At 54.6% G+C, this 15,542-nt stretch carries 16 protein-coding genes; 5 read left to right on the top strand and 11 right to left on the bottom strand.

The window, feature by feature from the left end; genetic code table 11:
• Positions 1–37: 37 nt before the first annotated feature.
• Genes phnN through phnG form a run of 8 tightly spaced genes read right to left on the bottom strand, consistent with a single transcriptional unit; the run spans position 38 to position 6,462 of the window.
• Positions 38–643: a phosphonate metabolism protein/1,5-bisphosphokinase (PRPP-forming) PhnN gene (phnN, locus tag SIB88_RS20705; RefSeq protein ID WP_412558979.1), complete on the bottom strand. Its 606-nt coding sequence runs from the start codon at positions 641–643 to the stop codon at positions 38–40.
• Positions 640–1,782 carry an alpha-D-ribose 1-methylphosphonate 5-triphosphate diphosphatase gene (locus SIB88_RS20700; RefSeq protein WP_412558978.1) on the bottom strand — a complete coding sequence of 381 codons (1,143 nt, stop codon included), beginning with the start codon at positions 1,780–1,782 and terminating at the stop codon, positions 640–642. The genes phnN and SIB88_RS20700 overlap by 4 nt, the downstream gene beginning before the upstream one ends.
• Positions 1,775–2,479 carry a phosphonate C-P lyase system protein PhnL gene (gene phnL, locus SIB88_RS20695; RefSeq protein WP_412558977.1) on the bottom strand — a complete coding sequence of 235 codons (705 nt, stop codon included), beginning with the start codon at positions 2,477–2,479 and terminating at the stop codon, positions 1,775–1,777. The genes SIB88_RS20700 and phnL overlap by 8 nt, the downstream gene beginning before the upstream one ends.
• Positions 2,480–2,492: 13 nt before the next feature.
• Complete coding sequence (gene phnK / locus SIB88_RS20690) at positions 2,493–3,275, bottom strand: phosphonate C-P lyase system protein PhnK (protein WP_412558976.1); 783 nt, start codon at positions 3,273–3,275, stop codon at positions 2,493–2,495.
• Positions 3,275–4,201 carry an alpha-D-ribose 1-methylphosphonate 5-phosphate C-P-lyase PhnJ gene (locus tag SIB88_RS20685; protein ID WP_101247319.1) on the bottom strand — a complete coding sequence of 309 codons (927 nt, stop codon included), beginning with the start codon at positions 4,199–4,201 and terminating at the stop codon, positions 3,275–3,277. The genes phnK and SIB88_RS20685 overlap by 1 nt, the downstream gene beginning before the upstream one ends.
• A 4-nt stretch (positions 4,202–4,205) precedes the next feature.
• The gene (locus SIB88_RS20680; RefSeq protein ID WP_412558975.1) at positions 4,206–5,339 is read right to left on the bottom strand and encodes a carbon-phosphorus lyase complex subunit PhnI; all 1,134 of its coding nucleotides are present in this window, start codon (positions 5,337–5,339) and stop codon (positions 4,206–4,208) included.
• A gap of 2 nt (positions 5,340–5,341) precedes the next feature.
• Entirely contained in the window at positions 5,342–5,950 is a 609-nt protein-coding gene (gene phnH / locus SIB88_RS20675) for a phosphonate C-P lyase system protein PhnH (RefSeq protein ID WP_412558974.1), read from the bottom strand.
• Complete coding sequence (gene phnG, locus SIB88_RS20670; RefSeq protein WP_412558973.1) at positions 5,947–6,462, bottom strand: phosphonate C-P lyase system protein PhnG; 516 nt, start codon at positions 6,460–6,462, stop codon at positions 5,947–5,949. The genes phnH and phnG overlap by 4 nt, the downstream gene beginning before the upstream one ends.
• Before the next feature lie 131 nt (positions 6,463–6,593).
• Here phnG and phnF point away from each other — a divergent pair, with 131 nt between their 5' ends.
• Positions 6,594–7,307 carry a phosphonate metabolism transcriptional regulator PhnF gene (gene phnF / locus SIB88_RS20665; protein WP_114114097.1) on the top strand — a complete coding sequence of 238 codons (714 nt, stop codon included), beginning with the start codon at positions 6,594–6,596 and terminating at the stop codon, positions 7,305–7,307.
• Between the two features lie 135 nt (positions 7,308–7,442).
• Here phnF and SIB88_RS20660 read toward each other — a convergent pair whose 3' ends face one another.
• Both SIB88_RS20660 and SIB88_RS20655 read right to left on the bottom strand, forming a co-directional pair.
• Entirely contained in the window at positions 7,443–8,078 is a 636-nt protein-coding gene (locus SIB88_RS20660; protein WP_068519953.1) for a trimeric intracellular cation channel family protein, read from the bottom strand.
• A 10-nt stretch (positions 8,079–8,088) separates the two neighbouring features.
• Complete coding sequence (locus SIB88_RS20655) at positions 8,089–9,042, bottom strand: LysR family transcriptional regulator (protein ID WP_412558972.1); 954 nt, start codon at positions 9,040–9,042, stop codon at positions 8,089–8,091.
• A 101-nt stretch (positions 9,043–9,143) separates the two neighbouring features.
• On the opposite strand from SIB88_RS20655, the gene pcaH reads away from it, so the two are divergent.
• From pcaH to map, 4 genes are all read left to right on the top strand, one after another.
• The gene (gene pcaH, locus SIB88_RS20650; RefSeq protein WP_412558971.1) at positions 9,144–9,857 is read left to right on the top strand and encodes a protocatechuate 3,4-dioxygenase subunit beta; all 714 of its coding nucleotides are present in this window, start codon (positions 9,144–9,146) and stop codon (positions 9,855–9,857) included.
• Positions 9,858–9,860: 3 nt separating this feature from the next.
• Entirely contained in the window at positions 9,861–10,490 is a 630-nt protein-coding gene (gene pcaG, locus SIB88_RS20645) for a protocatechuate 3,4-dioxygenase subunit alpha (RefSeq protein ID WP_412558970.1), read from the top strand.
• Between the two features lie 233 nt (positions 10,491–10,723).
• A complete protein-coding gene (locus SIB88_RS20640; protein WP_233433107.1) occupies positions 10,724–12,364 on the top strand; it encodes a GGDEF domain-containing protein in 1,641 nt (546 codons plus the stop codon).
• A gap of 100 nt (positions 12,365–12,464) precedes the next feature.
• Positions 12,465–13,214, top strand: a complete 750-nt coding sequence (gene map / locus SIB88_RS20635) for a type I methionyl aminopeptidase (RefSeq protein WP_068520033.1) — start codon at positions 12,465–12,467, stop codon at positions 13,212–13,214.
• Positions 13,215–13,312: 98 nt separating this feature from the next.
• Here map and SIB88_RS20630 read toward each other — a convergent pair whose 3' ends face one another.
• Positions 13,313–15,505: a malate synthase G gene (locus tag SIB88_RS20630; RefSeq protein WP_289078550.1), complete on the bottom strand. Its 2,193-nt coding sequence runs from the start codon at positions 15,503–15,505 to the stop codon at positions 13,313–13,315.
• Positions 15,506–15,542: the final 37 nt, after the last annotated feature.

Raw genomic sequence — 15,542 nt, 5'->3', positions numbered from 1 at the left:
CAGCATTTTTTGTAATGTTTCGTCGGAGGGACAGGGTTCAGGCCCGATTGGCGATCGCGTGATCAATCTCGATGGCGGCGATGAAACGTGTGATACCGGTTTCAAGATCGGCATCATTATCGACATGAACGATATTGTCGCCATCGATCTGATAGGCGGACGCACGCGCAAGACGTCGTTCGATATCAAGAATGTCCTCACGCCCGCGGGCTTCCAGACGTTGGCGCAAAACATCCCTGCTGGCCCGAATATTCAGAACCCGGACCTGACCATGACCGATCAGGGATCGGGCATCATCGATCACACTGCGTGATACATTGACGATCACGGTTTTGCCATTTGCCACATCATCTTGCACATGGCGCGGAATGCCATAGCAAAGATCATGCGCCTTCCAGCTCAGCAGAAAGGCACCCTGGCGGGCCATCTGAGCGAAATCTTCCGGTCGGACCGGAATGTGGATTTCCCCAACCGACCCGGCCGGGCGGGTGATGCAACGCCGCGGAAAGCAGATATGCGCGGCATCTTTCAGCCGTTCCCGTGCCGCATCCAGAAGGGTGTCCTTGCCAACGCCACTTGGGCCGACGACAAGGACCAGAAGTCCCGGTTTTATCACGCCATCATGGGTATGGCGTTCGGTCATGACACCCGAACACCTTCACGCCAGACCCCACGCACAATCGGATGATGCGGGGAATGATGTACCCGGATCAGATCGCCGCGCTTGCCCGTGGCAATTTCACCACGGTCTGTCAGGCCGACTTGCGTTGCCGGATTAAGCGTTACGGTGCGAATGGCGCGCGGCAAATCATAGCCGTCAAAATCATCAAACAGTTTCATCGCCCCGTGCAGCAGGCTGTGCGGGACATAATCACTTGAAATGATATCAAGATAGCCATTCCTGGCCAGATCGCCTGCCGCAACGTTGCCGCTATGGGATCCACCACGTACAAGGTTCGGTCCGCCCATCATCACGCCAAGTCCGCCTTCATGCGATGCCTTGGCTGCTTCAAGGGTGGTCGGGAATTCGGCCACAGTCATCTTGTCCTGCACGGCCTCGGCAACATGTTCGGCAGTTGCGTCATCATGACTGGCAAGGGCAAGGTTCTTGGCATGTGCCAGATCCACCACATGACGGCGATGTTTGACGGAATAAAGTTCGGAATCGCGTTTGCGCGATGCGATGAATTTCCGCATTTCTTCGTCGGTCATGCCGTATTTGCCCTGATAGTAGGTGTAATAGGCATCAAGGCTGACGAACTGGCGCTGACCGGGTGTGTGGTCCATCACCGAAAGCATCTTGACCAAAGGCAGATCAACAAGGTTATCAAGTGCCTCAATCAGCCCGCCATAAGACGTTTCGCACCGCAGATGCAGTTTATGATCTGCGCGCAGAAGCTGGTTTTCAAGCGCATGTTCAAGGGCGGTAACCGATTCAATCAGGCGTTCGATGCGTTCCGACCCATCGGTCACATCGCCAACTGAAATGGCATCAAACACCGTGGTGATCCCCGCACTCGCCACCTGGTTGTCATGGGCGACAACGGCCGCCGTGGCGGGCCAGCGGGTTTTGGGGCGTGGGGTCAGGTGCTTTTCAAGGTTGTCGGTATGAAGTTCCACCAGCCCGGGCATCAGGTAATCGCCACCCATATCCTCGGCACCGGCAATGTTGGATGGCCGGTCGGAAACATCTGTAATCAGTCCGTCTTTTATCTGGACGGCACCGTCAATGACTTCATTGGCCAGGACGAGTTTGGCATTGGTAAAAATCTGTTCAGTCATTGGCCCCAACTTTAAACGAAGTCACATCAAACGACCCGGTGCACACCGCATCACGGGTTTCATGGTCATGGAAAATACCGGCGATCGCCGCCCCACGTCCCTTGGCTTCTTCAATCAATGCCAGAACAGTGGCACGATTTTGGGCGTCAAGCGATGCAGTCGGTTCATCAAGCAGCATGATCGGGTAATCGGCAATAAAACCACGGGCAATATTCACCCGTTGCTGTTCGCCCCCCGAAAATGTCAGTGGCGAAAGTTGCCACAAACGTTCCGGAATGCGAAGCCGGGTCAAAAGATCGCGTGCCTTGTCCATCGCGGTTTCGCGGGCAGTACCCAGAGCAACCAGCGGCTCGGCCACGATTTCAAGGGTCGGCACACGCGGGATCACGCGCAGGAACTGGCTGACATAGCCCATGGTGCGTTTGCGCACCTCAAGGATCGAATGCGGGCTGGCGGTGGTGATATCAAGCCAGTTGCCATCATGGAACACCTTGATGGATCCGTCAGAACACGTGTAATTGGCATAAAGCATGCGCATAAAGGTACTTTTCCCCGAACCCGATTCACCGGTCAGCGCGATGCATTCCCCACCCGACAGGGTGAAATCAACACCCTGAAAAACCGGAATGGTTACGCTGCCCTGGGTATGGAGCGTAAAGCTTTTGGCGACGTTTTGAGCATGAAGCATTTCAGACATTTTCCCGCCCCGGTCAGTTCTGAAGAATGGAAGAAACAAGCAGCTGCGTATAGGGATGCTGCGGGTCATCAAGAACCTGATCGGTCAGGCCATGTTCAATCACCTTGCCCTGTTGCATCACCATCAGCCGGTGCGAAAGAAGCCGGGCAACCGCCAGATCGTGGGTGACGATAATCACCGCAAGATTAAGGTCGTGAACCAGCCCGCGCAGCAGATCGAGCAATCTGGCCTGAACAGAAACATCAAGCCCACCCGTGGGTTCGTCCATGAAAACGAGGCGCGGGCTGGTTACGAGGTTGCGGGCAATCTGCAAACGTTGCTGCATGCCGCCCGAAAAAGTCGATGGCAGATCATCAAGGCGTTCGGACGCAATTTCGACCTTGCCAAGCCAGGCGTCCGCATTGCTGCGGATATTGCCATAATGACGATCCCCGATCGCCATCAGGCGTTCGCCAATATTGGCCCCGGCACTGACATTCATGCGCAACCCGTCGCGCGGGTTTTGATGCACAAACGCCCAGTCGGTCCGCATCAAAAGCCTGCGCTGGGCTTCGGACATCTGATAGACATCGCACACACCGTCAATGCGGGTATTGTATTTGACCGTCCCTTTGGTCGGTTCCTGCTGGGCGGAAATGCTGCGCAGCAAAGTGGACTTTCCCGAACCGGATTCTCCAACAATGCCAAGAACTTCGCCGGGGCGAAGTTCAAAACTGACATCCTTGCAACCAACCCGGTCGCCATACATCATGGTCAGGTTGTCCACACGCAAAAGCGGATTGCTCATCTGGGTCATTATTCTGCTGCCTTTTCGCGTGCTGCCTTGCCAAGGGGCTGGTCATGATGTTGCGGGCCGCGATGGCCGGCTTCCTGTCGTTCGGAACAGTAATCCGTGTCCGAGCAAACAAACATCCGGTTGCCCTGATCGTCGAGAATGACCTCATCAAGGTAACTGTCGCGGGCGCCGCACATGCCGCATTCATCTTTCCAGGTCTGGACTTCGAACGGATGATCTTCGAAATCGAGGCTTTTGACCTTGGTGTAGGGCGGCAGGGCATAGATGCGTTTTTCACGTCCCGCCCCAAACAGCTGAAGGGCCGCCATATCGTTCATTTTCGGATTGTCGAATTTGGGCGTCGGTGACGGATCCATCACATAGCGATCATCCACCATCACCGGATAGGCATAAGTGGTGGCGATGTGGCCGTGACGCGCGATGTCTTCATACAGCTTCACATGCATCAAGCCATATTCTTCAAGTGCATGCATCTTGCGCGTTTCAGTTTCACGCGGTTCAAGGAAACGAAGCGGTTCGGGGATCGGCACCTGATAGACAAGAACCTGATCTTCGCGCAGTTCCTTTTCCGGGATGCGGTGGCGGGTCTGAATGATCGATGCCTCGGCGGTTTTTTCGGTCGTCGCAACATTTGCCGTCTTGGCAAAGAACTGACGGATGGAAACCGCGTTGGTGGTGTCATCAGCCCCTTGGTCGATGACCTTAAGGGTATCATTCGGACCAATAACGGCGGCGGTTACCTGCACGCCACCCGTACCCCAACCATAAGGCATCGGCATTTCACGACCCGCAAACGGGACCTGATATCCCGGAATCGCAACGGCCTTAAGCAACGCGCGCCGGATCATGCGTTTGGTTTGTTCATCGAGATAGGCGAAATTATAGGCCGTTGCCCCATCCGCCGAATAATTGACAGTCTGTTCCATGGAATTACTCCGCGGCTTCGGGTTGGGATCGGGCGGTTTCAGTATCAAGCTTGGCCAGTCGTTCTTCGACTTCGGCCCGCATGCGGCGAACAAGTTCAAGCTCGCCCTGGAAATCGACATAGTGCGGAAGCTTGATATGTTCGACAAAGCCGGTGGACTGGACGTTATCGCTATGTTCCATCACGAATTCGCTGTCCTGCGCCGGCCCCATGATCTGTTCGCCCATTTCATCGGCGCGCATGGCGCGATCCACCAGCGCCATGGAAATTGCCTTGCGCTCGTTCTGACCGAAAACAAGACCATAGCCGCGGGTAAATTGCGGCAGCTTGGTTTTCGATCCCTTGAACTTGTTGACCGTTTCGCATTCGGTCAGTTCGATATCACCAATATCGATGGCAAAGCCGAGTTCTTCGGGTTCGATTTCAACCGATACGGTGCCATAGCGGATTTCACCAACAAAGGCGTGGCTGTTGGCGTAACCGCGCTGGGTCGAATATCCAAGCGCAAGAACAAATCCCTCATCCCCGCGGCTCAGGTTCTGTAATCGAAGGTCACGACCGGCCGGGAACTTGACCGGTTCGCGGGTCAAATCGGCAACCGGTCCAGTGTCATCAACCGGGACCGGTTCGTCCTGTATCAGGCCCTCGTCATTCAGGATATCGTCCAGAACGCGGGGCATATGTTCATCCACCGGCTGTTCACCGCATGGCGCATCAAGCGGTTCCTCGCCATTGGCCATCAAGGTGAAATCCAGCAGGCGATGGGTATAGTCAAAGGTCGGCCCCAAAATCTGCCCGCCGGGCAAGTCCTTGAAGGTTGCCGAAATGCGGCGTGATATATCCATGTCCGCAGTTTTGATCGGCTTGGAAAAGGCAAAACGCGGCAATGTCGTGCGATAGGCACGCATCAGGAAAATCGCCTCGATCAAATCACCTCGGGCCTGTTTGATGGCAAGGGCGGCCAGATCACGGTCATAAAGTGATCCTTCGGCCATGACGCGGGTTACGGACAGCGACAATTGCTGTTCGATCTGATCGGTTTGGATTTCGGCAACCTTTTTGTCACCACGGCGCTGTTCGGCAAGCAGCCGGTGGGCATTGTTGATGGCGCGTTCGCCACCTTTGACGGCAACATACATGGTTAAATGACCTCAATCCGGGTGGTGCGCGAAAGGGCGGTAATCTGGGTCGGGCTTGCAAAAATCACATCAACCCCGCACGGGAACATGTGATGGTTTTCCGCACGCCAGGCATGGAAGCTTGCCGGAAGGTTCTTGATCGCAAGGTCATGGCTGTCCTTGATCCCCGGCCCGGTCAGTTTCATTGCCGGTGCATTGGTGATGTCGTCGACCATCAGGATCAGGGTTGCCGATTGATCGGGATATTCGGCATTGCCCATCGAAAGACGGGTGATGAAGGAAAGGTCATCATCAATCCGGGCAACGGCAAAGTCGGCCTGCGCAACGTCATCGCTGATCGGGCAGCCGCAATGGAATTTCAGATGATCATTCGCGGATTTTGTTGCACTCGATGGCGACAGCCAGATGGTGGTGTCCATATCTGCCATGGCAAGGAGTGTCGCGGTGGCAGATGCATTCAGGCCATCAGGTGTGGCAATCGAAACCGGCAGGTCATAAATGCGCCCGGGCCGCGACATGGCATCAAGCAAAACCCGGAAAACGGCATTCGAATCAAAGGCGGCATGGTCAAAGCCCGGCAGCAAGTCACTTGTCTGGGATTGCAGGGTCATTCGTCTTCTCCGCGGACAAGGGTAAAGAAATCAACTTTGGTTGCGGCAACTTTGCGGGCGTGGTCGCGTTTGGCATCGGCCTGTGCACTGGCAAGGTCATCAATGAAATTCCCGGCCGATCCATCGCGCAGCATGACAGCATCAAACAGCGCGGCATATTGTGCCTGCACCCGGTCGCGTCCCTTGACATAAGCATGGCCAACGGTGCCGTCCGAAAGCGTCACAGCACAGCGCGTTACGGTCATTTCACCAAGATTGAAACGCTGCCCCGCACCACCTGCACGTCCACGCACCATCACCATGCCGATCTGTGGTTCGCGCAACAGGGACCAATTCTGATCGCCATGACGGGTGGTCCATTCGCGTTCCAGTGTCGCACGTGGTGTGCGTGCAAGAACCGACATCCAGCGTTGCCGCGCCGCAGTCGCCTGATCAACAGGCTCTGTCTGGTTCTGATGAAGGGGATTGTGATCCTGGGCGGGCCCGTCTGTCCGGGCGGTTTGCGCCGTCATCTGTCTGATCCTTTTCCAGCAAGTCGACAAATTCAAAATTTGTATAGACGTCTATACATATTCACGTTATAAGACGATTCATCGAGCTTGGCAAAGGTCTTGCGGTGAAAGTTTTATGAACGGGGAAAGTGATGGATTGGGAGCCGGGACTATCTATCTGGAAACAAATTGAAAAACAGCTTCTGGCTGATATTGCCGAAGGTGTGTTTTCACCCGGTGACAAAATGCCGACGGAGATGGAACTGGTGCGCCGGTTCGGCGTGAACAGGCATACCGTGCGCCGTGCGATGGCGGCACTTGTCGATAGTCATGTGGTGCGTGTCGAGCAGGGGCGCGGTGCCTTTGTCCAGGAGCAGATACTGGATTATCCGCTGGGATCCAAAACCCGATTTTCCCAGATCGTATCGGGGCGCCACCGTCTTCCCGATAAACGGCTGATCTCGTCAGAGGTGCTGAAGGCAAATGTAACGGTCGCCAATTGTCTTGATGTCAAACCCGGTACCCGCGTGATTGAACTGTTTTCTGTTTCCGAGGCCGATGGCATTCCATTGGCTGTGGCGACCAGCTACATGCCGGCAGCCCGTTTTGACGGCATCGTTGACATTTTTACGCAAACCAAATCCCTGACCGAGGCCTTCAAACGATTTGGCATTGATGATTACAGCCGCAAAACAACGCGAATTTCGGCTGCCTTGCCGTCATCACGTGTGGCAAGCCTGTTGAAACAGGCCAAAAACCGCCCGGTAATTTCAACGGAAAGCATCGATGTTGATTCTGCCGGGGTGCCGATCGAATATGGCGTTACGGCCTTTTCAAGTGATCGGGTGCAGCTGATTGTCGAATGACAAGGCTTACTGGGCATTTGTCAAAAATTATGCTGGGTTATAAGCCCAAAACAGCCTTGTTATGCGATCAAGTCAGTTAACTCACTATGGATGTGCTGAGGCCAAAGGCGTCGGCTGAAAACACCTGCATTTGGCTTAATATTCGCGGCCGGGACGTGCTTTATAAACCGGGAAGCTCAGCTTGAATTTGATCGCGCAGGCGCGCAGCAAAAACGCACAGAAAAACGCAATGATTGCCACCGGTCCACGCGGCAATTCCAGAACGGCCGTGCCAAGGACATAGATGCTCGCCCCCAGAAGTGCGCAGCTGATATAGATTTCCGGGCGCAGGATCAGCGGGATTTCGTTACACACAACGTCGCGGACCATGCCGCCAAATGTTGCGGAAATCATTCCCAGAATGATCGCGACCAGTGGCGCAACACCAAGATTAAGACCAATTGCAGCCCCGGTTACACCAAATAGCGCAAGGCCAAGCGCATCAAGCCAGATCAGCGCCACATAGCGCCGTTCCACAAGATGAGCCGTGAAATAGGTAAAGATCGCAGCCCCGATACACGTCACCACCCAGGCCGGGTCCCGGATCCAGAAAACCGGCGTCGCCCCGGTGATCACGTCACGAACGGTGCCACCACCAATACCGGTAAAGGTCGCAATCAGAACAAAGCCGACAACATCCATCTGGCGTCGTGATGCTTCAAGCGCGCCGGTTATTGCAAAAACGGCGACGCCCGCCAATTCAAGCCAATAAATGATCTGGGTAATGGTCATGACGTGCTGTCTAGCCTGTTTGTTGCGAAAGCGGGCGGTTTGATGGGGTACGCAATTTGGCAGCCACCACATCTTCAAGCTGGGAACGAAGCCATCTGTGTGATGGATCGTGCTGATATCGTTGGTGCCAACACATATAGATCGGAAGATCGATGACGTTGGCGGCAAGTGTATCGAGTGGCATGGGCACACGCGCAAAATCACGCAGGGCGTGCTGCTGCAAAAGGCTTGGCAAAGTTGCGATCATCTGGCTGCCCCGCAGAAATTCGGCAATGGCGGTAAAGTTCGGCACCCGCAAAACGATGTTACGATCAATCCCCTGATTTTCAAGCATATCATCGAATTCTAGGGTGCGGTTATTGCCGTAACGAACCGTGATATGGCGGGCTGACATATAGTCATCTGCATTTGCCGGGGCTGCGCGCATTTCGGGGTCGAAAAACACCATGTAATGATCGGTCAAAAGACGTTTCTGGACGATATCGACACCTTCGGGCGGGCGCGGCGAAATCAGAAGGTCACAGCGATTTTCGCGCAACAAGGCCGGACCGGGCAAAAGGGATGGCACAACCGTCATCCGGATATCGGCAAGCTGCCTTTCAAGGCTTTCAAACAGGCTGGGCAACAACAGATCGCGTTGAAGATCGTTTGCGGCAATGGTCAGCGACAGGCGGGCATCGGCGGGATTGAAATCTGCCCCACTGGCAAAGGCCTGCATCTGATCAAGAAGAAACCGCGCCTGTTCGGCCAGGCTTTGGGCATGGGCGGTGGCAACAATGCCGCGCCCGGATTTGGTGAAAAGCGGGTCGCGCATGATCCGGCGCAGCTTGGTCAGATTGTGACTGACCGCTGATTGCGTCACGCCAAGCCGTTCGGCGGCTGCGGTTACCGATCCTTCTTCAAGGACGGCCAGAAACAACCGCAACGCATGCCCGTCCAGTTCCAAATGATCGAAATTGCTCATGAATTAAATGATAAATCATGCATTTATTTTATGCAATCGACTGCGCAGGATGTTCGCAACGCCGGCACAAACCGGAACAAACATTTTGCGGAGGAAGATCAATGGAATTCTATCAGCGTGACCGAACGCTTCAGCCCGCGGGCTATACGCCGATTTATAAAACATCAGTCGCGCGTTCCCCGCGTCAGGCGATGTTGTCGCTTCAGGGATCATTATCCGAAACAACCGGACCGGTATTTGGTCAGCACGAACTTGGTCCGCTTGATAACGATCTGATCCGCAATTATGCCAAGGATGGCGATCCGATTGGTGAACGCATCATCGTGCATGGTCGGGTTCTTGATGAAAACAATCGCCCTGTTCCCCATACGCTGGTTGAATTCTGGCAGGCCAATGCCGGTGGGCGCTATCGCCATAAAAAGGATACCTATCTGGCCCCGATTGATCCGAACTTTGGCGGGTGCGGGCGCGCGCTGACGGATGAAAGCGGCTATTATTTTTTCCGCACGATCAAGCCGGGACCCTACCCGTGGCGCAACTATGTCAATAGCTGGCGTCCGGCCCATATCCATTTCTCGGTCTTTGGATCGGGTTTTGCCCAGCGTCTGATCACCCAGATGTATTTCGAAGGCGATCCGCTGATCAAGGAATGCCCGATTGTCCATGTCATTCCCGATGAAGATGCGATCAACCGACTGATTGCGCCAATTGATCTCAATGGCTCGATCCCGCTTGATACCATTGCCTACAAGTTTGACATCGTTTTGCGCGGTCGCCGTTCGACCCTGTTTGAAAACCGTCTGGAAGGGAACTGATCCATGGTGCAGCCACTTGAATATCTCAAAGAAACCGCATCCCAGACGGCGGGTCCCTATGTCCATATCGGCCTGATCCCAAAACAGGCGGGCTTTGATATTTTTGAAAATGATTTCACCAATATCATGGCCGATGAAAATACCCGTGGCGAACGGATCATCATCGAAGGCCGGGTGATTGACGGGACGGGTACGCCGCTTCGCGATGCGTTGCTTGAAATCTGGCAGGCCAATGCAGATGGCCGCTACAACCATGAACTTGATCGCCAGAACAGGGGCGAGATTGATGCAAACTTCCGTGGTTGGGGGCGCACCGGCACTGATTTTGATACTGCGGTGTACCGGTTTGAAACCATCAAGCCCGGTGTGGTAACAGGCCGAAATGGTCGGGATATGGCGCCGCATGTCAATTTCTGGATTGTCGCACGCGGCATCAATATCGGCCTGAATACGCGGATGTATTTTGGCGACGAACAAAACGCCAATGAAGTCGACCCGGTCCTGAACCTGATTGAGCAAGCCGAACGCCGCAAAACTCTGATCGCAACGCGTGATGACAGCGGCGCTGTCCCGGTCTATCGCTTTGACATTGTTCTGCAAGGTGAAAACGAAACGGTGTTCTTTGATATTTGATCGGCGCGTCTGACGCTGATCCACGTGCATTCGAATATGGCAGCCATATAAGATGGCTGTCATATTTTGTTTGGGTCCTTCTTCAAAACCGCTTGTCTGATCCTTATATCACCGTCATTAAATGCGGTATGGCAAACCAGCCGCACCGAGGGCAAACACGTAAAAACAATATGCCCCGGTCCCGGAGAGTGAGAGGGTCAGCCTTGAACAAGCTGTTTCAAGTCGGAATCCGTGTGCAAGTCGCCCTGGCAACTGCGCTTATGGTTGTCGGGTTGGCGGCATTGATGAGCTTTGTGGTCGGCAAACGGTCCGGTGCAGATTTACAAACGCAGATCGGCCTTGGCGTGTCTGATATCGCACTTCAGATGGCCGATGAGCTTGACCGCACCATGTGGACACATCGCGGCGAAGTCTCAGTTCTGAGCACATTGGGTGCCCTGCGCAATTTCGAAGATGTGCGCGAAATCAGTTCGATCATCAATCGGCTGCGCCGGGAAATTCCGATTTTCACCTGGATCGGTGTACTTGATCACGAAGGAACGGTGGTTGCCGCGACCGGTGACATGCTTGTGGGAATGAATATTGCCCAGCGGCCCGTATTCCAGTACGGCAAGAACGGCCAGTTCATCGGTGATGTGCATGATGCCAAACTGCTTGCCGAAAAATTCCCGCTTTATAATGGTGAACCCATCCAGTTCGTCGATATCGCTGTACCACTGGTCAATGACAGCGATGAATTCACCGGTGTCCTGGCAACACATCTAAGCTGGGAATGGGCCGATACGGTCCGCAAGTCGCTTTTTGGTGGTCAGGGGATTCATCAGAATGTCGATATCTTTGTTATTTCGCAGGAAGGCACGGTGTTGCTGGGACCCGATCAGGAACTGGTGGGGACCAGCCTGCGTCTTGATGCCTTGACCGAGGCAAAGCGCAATCATGTCGGCTGGAAAATAAGCACCTGGCCCGATGGCCGGGAATATCTGACCGGATATGCGCCTGCTGACGGGCATCTTGATTATGATGGCCTGAACTGGTCGATCCTCGTGCGTCAGCATGTCGATGATGCCCTTGCACCGGTATTTGAATTGCGCCGTGATATTTTGATCTGGGGAACGGTTCTTGCGGTCGTGTTCAGTATCATTGCCTGGTGGGCGGCCGGTTTTCTGGTCGGGCCGATCGGTCATATGGCCAACGCGATCGAAGCAATGAAGCGCGGCGAAATCAGCCAGCTGCCGGATGTGCGCGGCGCCCGCGAAATCAATATCCTGTCCAAAAACCTCCAGTCCCTGTTGGCCAAGCTGACGGAAAAAGATGCGGCATTGGGGGCGATGAAACATATCGCCCACCATGACAAGCTGACCGGGCTTGGCAACCGTTTGGCGATGGATGCCTATTTTGAACATGCCATTGCGCGCGCAGATCGCAAAAAAGGCGAACTGGCGATCCTGATGCTTGATCTGGATGATTTCAAACCGATCAACGACCGGTTTGGCCATGCGGCGGGTGATGACGTTCTGCGCGAAGTGGCAAAGCGGTTGCGGCGATGCGTGCGGGGTGGTGATCTTGTCGCGCGTCTTGGCGGTGACGAGATGGTCATTGTCTGTCATGTCGACAAAAACGGTGCCACCGAGGCAACCATGCTTGCCGAACGCATTCTGCACGAAATCCTGATGCCCTTCATCACGGGCGGGAACCGGGTCTCGATCAATATGAGCATCGGGATATCGGTCTATCCGGAACATGGCCATGACCCGGAAAAGCTTCTGGAACGTGCCGATATTGCGCTTTATACCGCCAAGGCGCGGGGCAAGAACGGATATGTTCTGTTTTCGGTTGTCGAAAAATCGTCCGACAGTTCAACTTCGCGGGCCTGACGCGCCGTTTGGGCCGCATTACGACAATTTCATCAATGATAAAACCCTGTCAGACGCGGGTTTTCTTGACTTTGCAACGCGCCATCGCAATAAGCATTTCATGACAGTTTCATCCCAAAAAGACCTTGACCATTTGCGCCGGATTGGCCGGATTTGCGCGCGTGCCCGCGATACGATGGGGGCGGCTGCGGTTCCCGGGATCACCACGGCTGAACTTGACCATATCGGACGCAAAATCCTTGAAGATGCCGGGGCGGTTTCCGCACCCGAAAGCGAATACAAATTTCCCGGTGCGACCTGTATCAGTGTCAACGAAGCGGTGGCACACGGCATTCCCGGCGATCAGGTTCTGGCCGATGGCGATCTGGTGAATATCGATGTGTCCGCGTCGCTGGACGGATATTTTTCCGACACCGGCGCCAGCTTCATTTGCGGCACGGCAAAGCCGGAAATTGCCAAGCTGTGCGAAGATGGCAAAAAGGCGATGTGGGCCGGGATCAAGGTGGTGCGCGACAAGGCCCCGATCCGTGAAATCGGTCTCAAGATTGAAAATTTTGCCCGCAAGGGCGGCTATACGCTGATCCGCAATCTGGCCAGTCACGGGATTGGCAAGTCATTGCACGAACATCCGCACACCATCCCGACCTGGGACGATCCCAAAGAACGCCGTTCCCTGAAAAAGGGACAGGTCATCACCATTGAGCCATTCCTGTCCTATGGCGCGAAATGGGCGCTGGATGGTGAAGATGGCTGGACACTGTTTGCCGATACCGGTGATGCCACCGTGCAGTATGAGCACACCCTTGTTGTCACCGACAAGGGCTACGAGATCATGACGCTTGGCGAATAAGCAGATTTTATGCTGCACTTGATGGCGCAGCATTTTTTGCAGCAAAAAAGCCGCCCGAATGATCCGGGCGGCTTTTGTTTTGATGCTTTTGGCGGGTTTTATGCGCCGTATTTTGCCTTGGCTTCGCGGCGGCGGGCATGAAGGACCGGCTCGGTATAGCCGTTCGGCTGCTCGCGGCCCTTGAAGACCAGATCACAGGCCGCAGCAAAGGCGACACTGTCATCAAAATTCGGTGCCATATTGCGATAGGTCGGATCACCGGCATTCTGCTTGTCAACGACAGCAGCCATGCGCTTCATGGTTTCCATGACCTGTTCTTCGGTGCAAAGACCATGATGCAGCCAGTTTGCAATATGCTGGCTTGAAATACGAAGGGTTGCACGGTCTTCCATCAGGCCGACATCATTGATGTCAGGCACCTTGGAACAACCCACACCACTATCGATCCAGCGGACAACATATCCAAGGATCCCCTGGGCGTTGTTATCAAGCTCTTCCTGGATTTCGCTTGGCATCGGTTTGATGTCGCCAAGGCGCGGAATGGCCAGAATGTCATCAAGGCTTGCACGTTCGCGCTTGCCGATTTCGTCCTGAACGGCACGAACATCGACCTGATGATAATGCATGACATGCAGGGTCGCAGCCGTCGGGGACGGAACCCAGGCACAGTTTGCACCGGCTTTCGGATGGCCGATTTTGGCAACCATCATTTCGGCCATACGATCAGGTTTTGCCCACATGCCCTTGCCGATCTGGGCGATGCCCTTCATGCCGCATTCAAGACCGACATCAACGTTCCAGTTTTCATAGGCCGCGATCCAGTACTGGTCTTTCATCGCTTCCTTGCGGACAACCGGGCCTGCTTCCATGCTGGTATGGATTTCATCACCGGTCCGGTCAAGGAAGCCGGTATTGATGAAGACAACGCGGTCTTTGGCTGCACGGATGCATTCCTTAAGGTTCACCGTCGTGCGGCGTTCCTCGTCCATGATGCCAACCTTAAGGGTGTTTTCCGGAACACCGATCGCGTTTTCAACAAATGCAAACAGATCGTTGGTCAGTGCGACTTCTTCGGGGCCGTGCATTTTCGGCTTTACGATATAGACGCTGCCATGACGGGAGTTCGAAAGCTCGTTCTTGCCTTCGACGTCATGCTTGGAAATCAGGCCGGTGATCATGGCATCCATGAAACCTTCGGGCACTTCATTGCCATTGGCATCAAGAACCGCATCGGACGTCATCAAATGGCCAACGTTACGCACCAGCATCAGGCTGCGCCCCGGAAGGACAACCTCGTTGCCGTCAAAGCCCTGATAGGTCCGATCCGCATTCAGGCGACGGGTAACCGTTTTGCCGCCTTTTTCGAATTTTTCCTCAAGCGTGCCTTTCATCAGGCCCAGCCAGTTGCGATAGACAAGGGTCTTGTCTTCGGCATCAACAGCAGCGACCGAATCTTCGCAATCCTGAATGGTGGTCAGGGCCGATTCCAGAATGACGTCACAAACGCCTGCGGCATGTTCCTTGCCGATCGGGTGGCTCGGATCGATCCGGATTTCGACATGAAGACCATGGTTGCGCAGAAGGATTTCCGAAAGCGCACCGTTCTTTTCATTGTAACCAATGAACTGTGACGGCTGTGCCAGAGCACTTTCGCTGCCATCGGAAAGCGTGACAACAAGCGTCCACCAGCCTGAACCATCTTCACGGACTTCATATTTGGCTGCATCGGCATGTTTGCCGCTGGCTAGCGGAACCGCCTGATCAAGGAAGTCCGCAGCATAGGAAACAACGGCTGCACCACGTTTCGGGTTAAAGCCCTTGGTCTTTTCCTTGCCATCGGCTTCATCAATGACGTCGGTGCCATAAAGCGCGTCATAAAGGCTGCCCCAGCGTGCATTGGCAGCATTGAGCGCGTAACGCGCATTCATGACCGGCACAACAAGCTGCGGACCGGCGACACGGGCAATTTCCGGATCAACATTGGTCGTGCCGATATAGAAATCATCCCCTTCGGGCAGCAGATACCCGATTTCGGTCAGGAATTCCTTATAGGCGGCCGGGTCGCGTGCCTGATCCTGGCGCGAAAGGTGCCACTCGTCGATCTTTGCCTGAAGCGCGTCACGCTTTGCCAGAAGCTCCTTGTTTCGCGGGCCAAGTTCGGTGACCAGCTTTTCAAATGACGCCCAGAACTGATCAGAACTGATTCCCGTGCCGGGAATGATTTCGTTGGCAACCAGATCATGCAAAACCGTTGCGATCTGAAGTCCGCCTTTTTGAATACGTTGGGTCATGTGTTTCTCTCACCAGACTTGGAACCGCCGTGGGAGC

The organism is Thalassospira sp. MIT121401 (genome assembly GCF_047125595.1).
Lineage (GTDB): Bacteria > Pseudomonadota > Alphaproteobacteria > Rhodospirillales > Thalassospiraceae > Thalassospira > Thalassospira povalilytica.
Note: the sequence above shows the minus strand (reverse complement) of the source record. Positions and strands in the feature narration are given on the sequence as shown.

Coding starts and splice junctions, on each gene's coding strand:
- phnN (WP_412558979.1), bottom strand. CDS start 643: ATGACCGAACGCCATACCCATGATGGCGTGATAAAACCGGGACTTCTG.
- SIB88_RS20700 (WP_412558978.1), bottom strand. CDS start 1,782: ATGACTGAACAGATTTTTACCAATGCCAAACTCGTCCTGGCCAATGAA.
- phnL (WP_412558977.1), bottom strand. CDS start 2,479: ATGTCTGAAATGCTTCATGCTCAAAACGTCGCCAAAAGCTTTACGCTC.
- phnK (WP_412558976.1), bottom strand. CDS start 3,275: ATGACCCAGATGAGCAATCCGCTTTTGCGTGTGGACAACCTGACCATG.
- SIB88_RS20685 (WP_101247319.1), bottom strand. CDS start 4,201: ATGGAACAGACTGTCAATTATTCGGCGGATGGGGCAACGGCCTATAAT.
- SIB88_RS20680 (WP_412558975.1), bottom strand. CDS start 5,339: ATGTATGTTGCCGTCAAAGGTGGCGAACGCGCCATCAACAATGCCCAC.
- phnH (WP_412558974.1), bottom strand. CDS start 5,950: ATGACCCTGCAATCCCAGACAAGTGACTTGCTGCCGGGCTTTGACCAT.
- phnG (WP_412558973.1), bottom strand. CDS start 6,462: ATGACGGCGCAAACCGCCCGGACAGACGGGCCCGCCCAGGATCACAAT.
- phnF (WP_114114097.1), top strand. CDS start 6,594: ATGGATTGGGAGCCGGGACTATCTATCTGGAAACAAATTGAAAAACAG.
- SIB88_RS20660 (WP_068519953.1), bottom strand. CDS start 8,078: ATGACCATTACCCAGATCATTTATTGGCTTGAATTGGCGGGCGTCGCC.
- SIB88_RS20655 (WP_412558972.1), bottom strand. CDS start 9,042: ATGAGCAATTTCGATCATTTGGAACTGGACGGGCATGCGTTGCGGTTG.
- pcaH (WP_412558971.1), top strand. CDS start 9,144: ATGGAATTCTATCAGCGTGACCGAACGCTTCAGCCCGCGGGCTATACG.
- pcaG (WP_412558970.1), top strand. CDS start 9,861: ATGGTGCAGCCACTTGAATATCTCAAAGAAACCGCATCCCAGACGGCG.
- map (WP_068520033.1), top strand. CDS start 12,465: ATGACAGTTTCATCCCAAAAAGACCTTGACCATTTGCGCCGGATTGGC.
- SIB88_RS20630 (WP_289078550.1), bottom strand. CDS start 15,505: ATGACCCAACGTATTCAAAAAGGCGGACTTCAGATCGCAACGGTTTTG.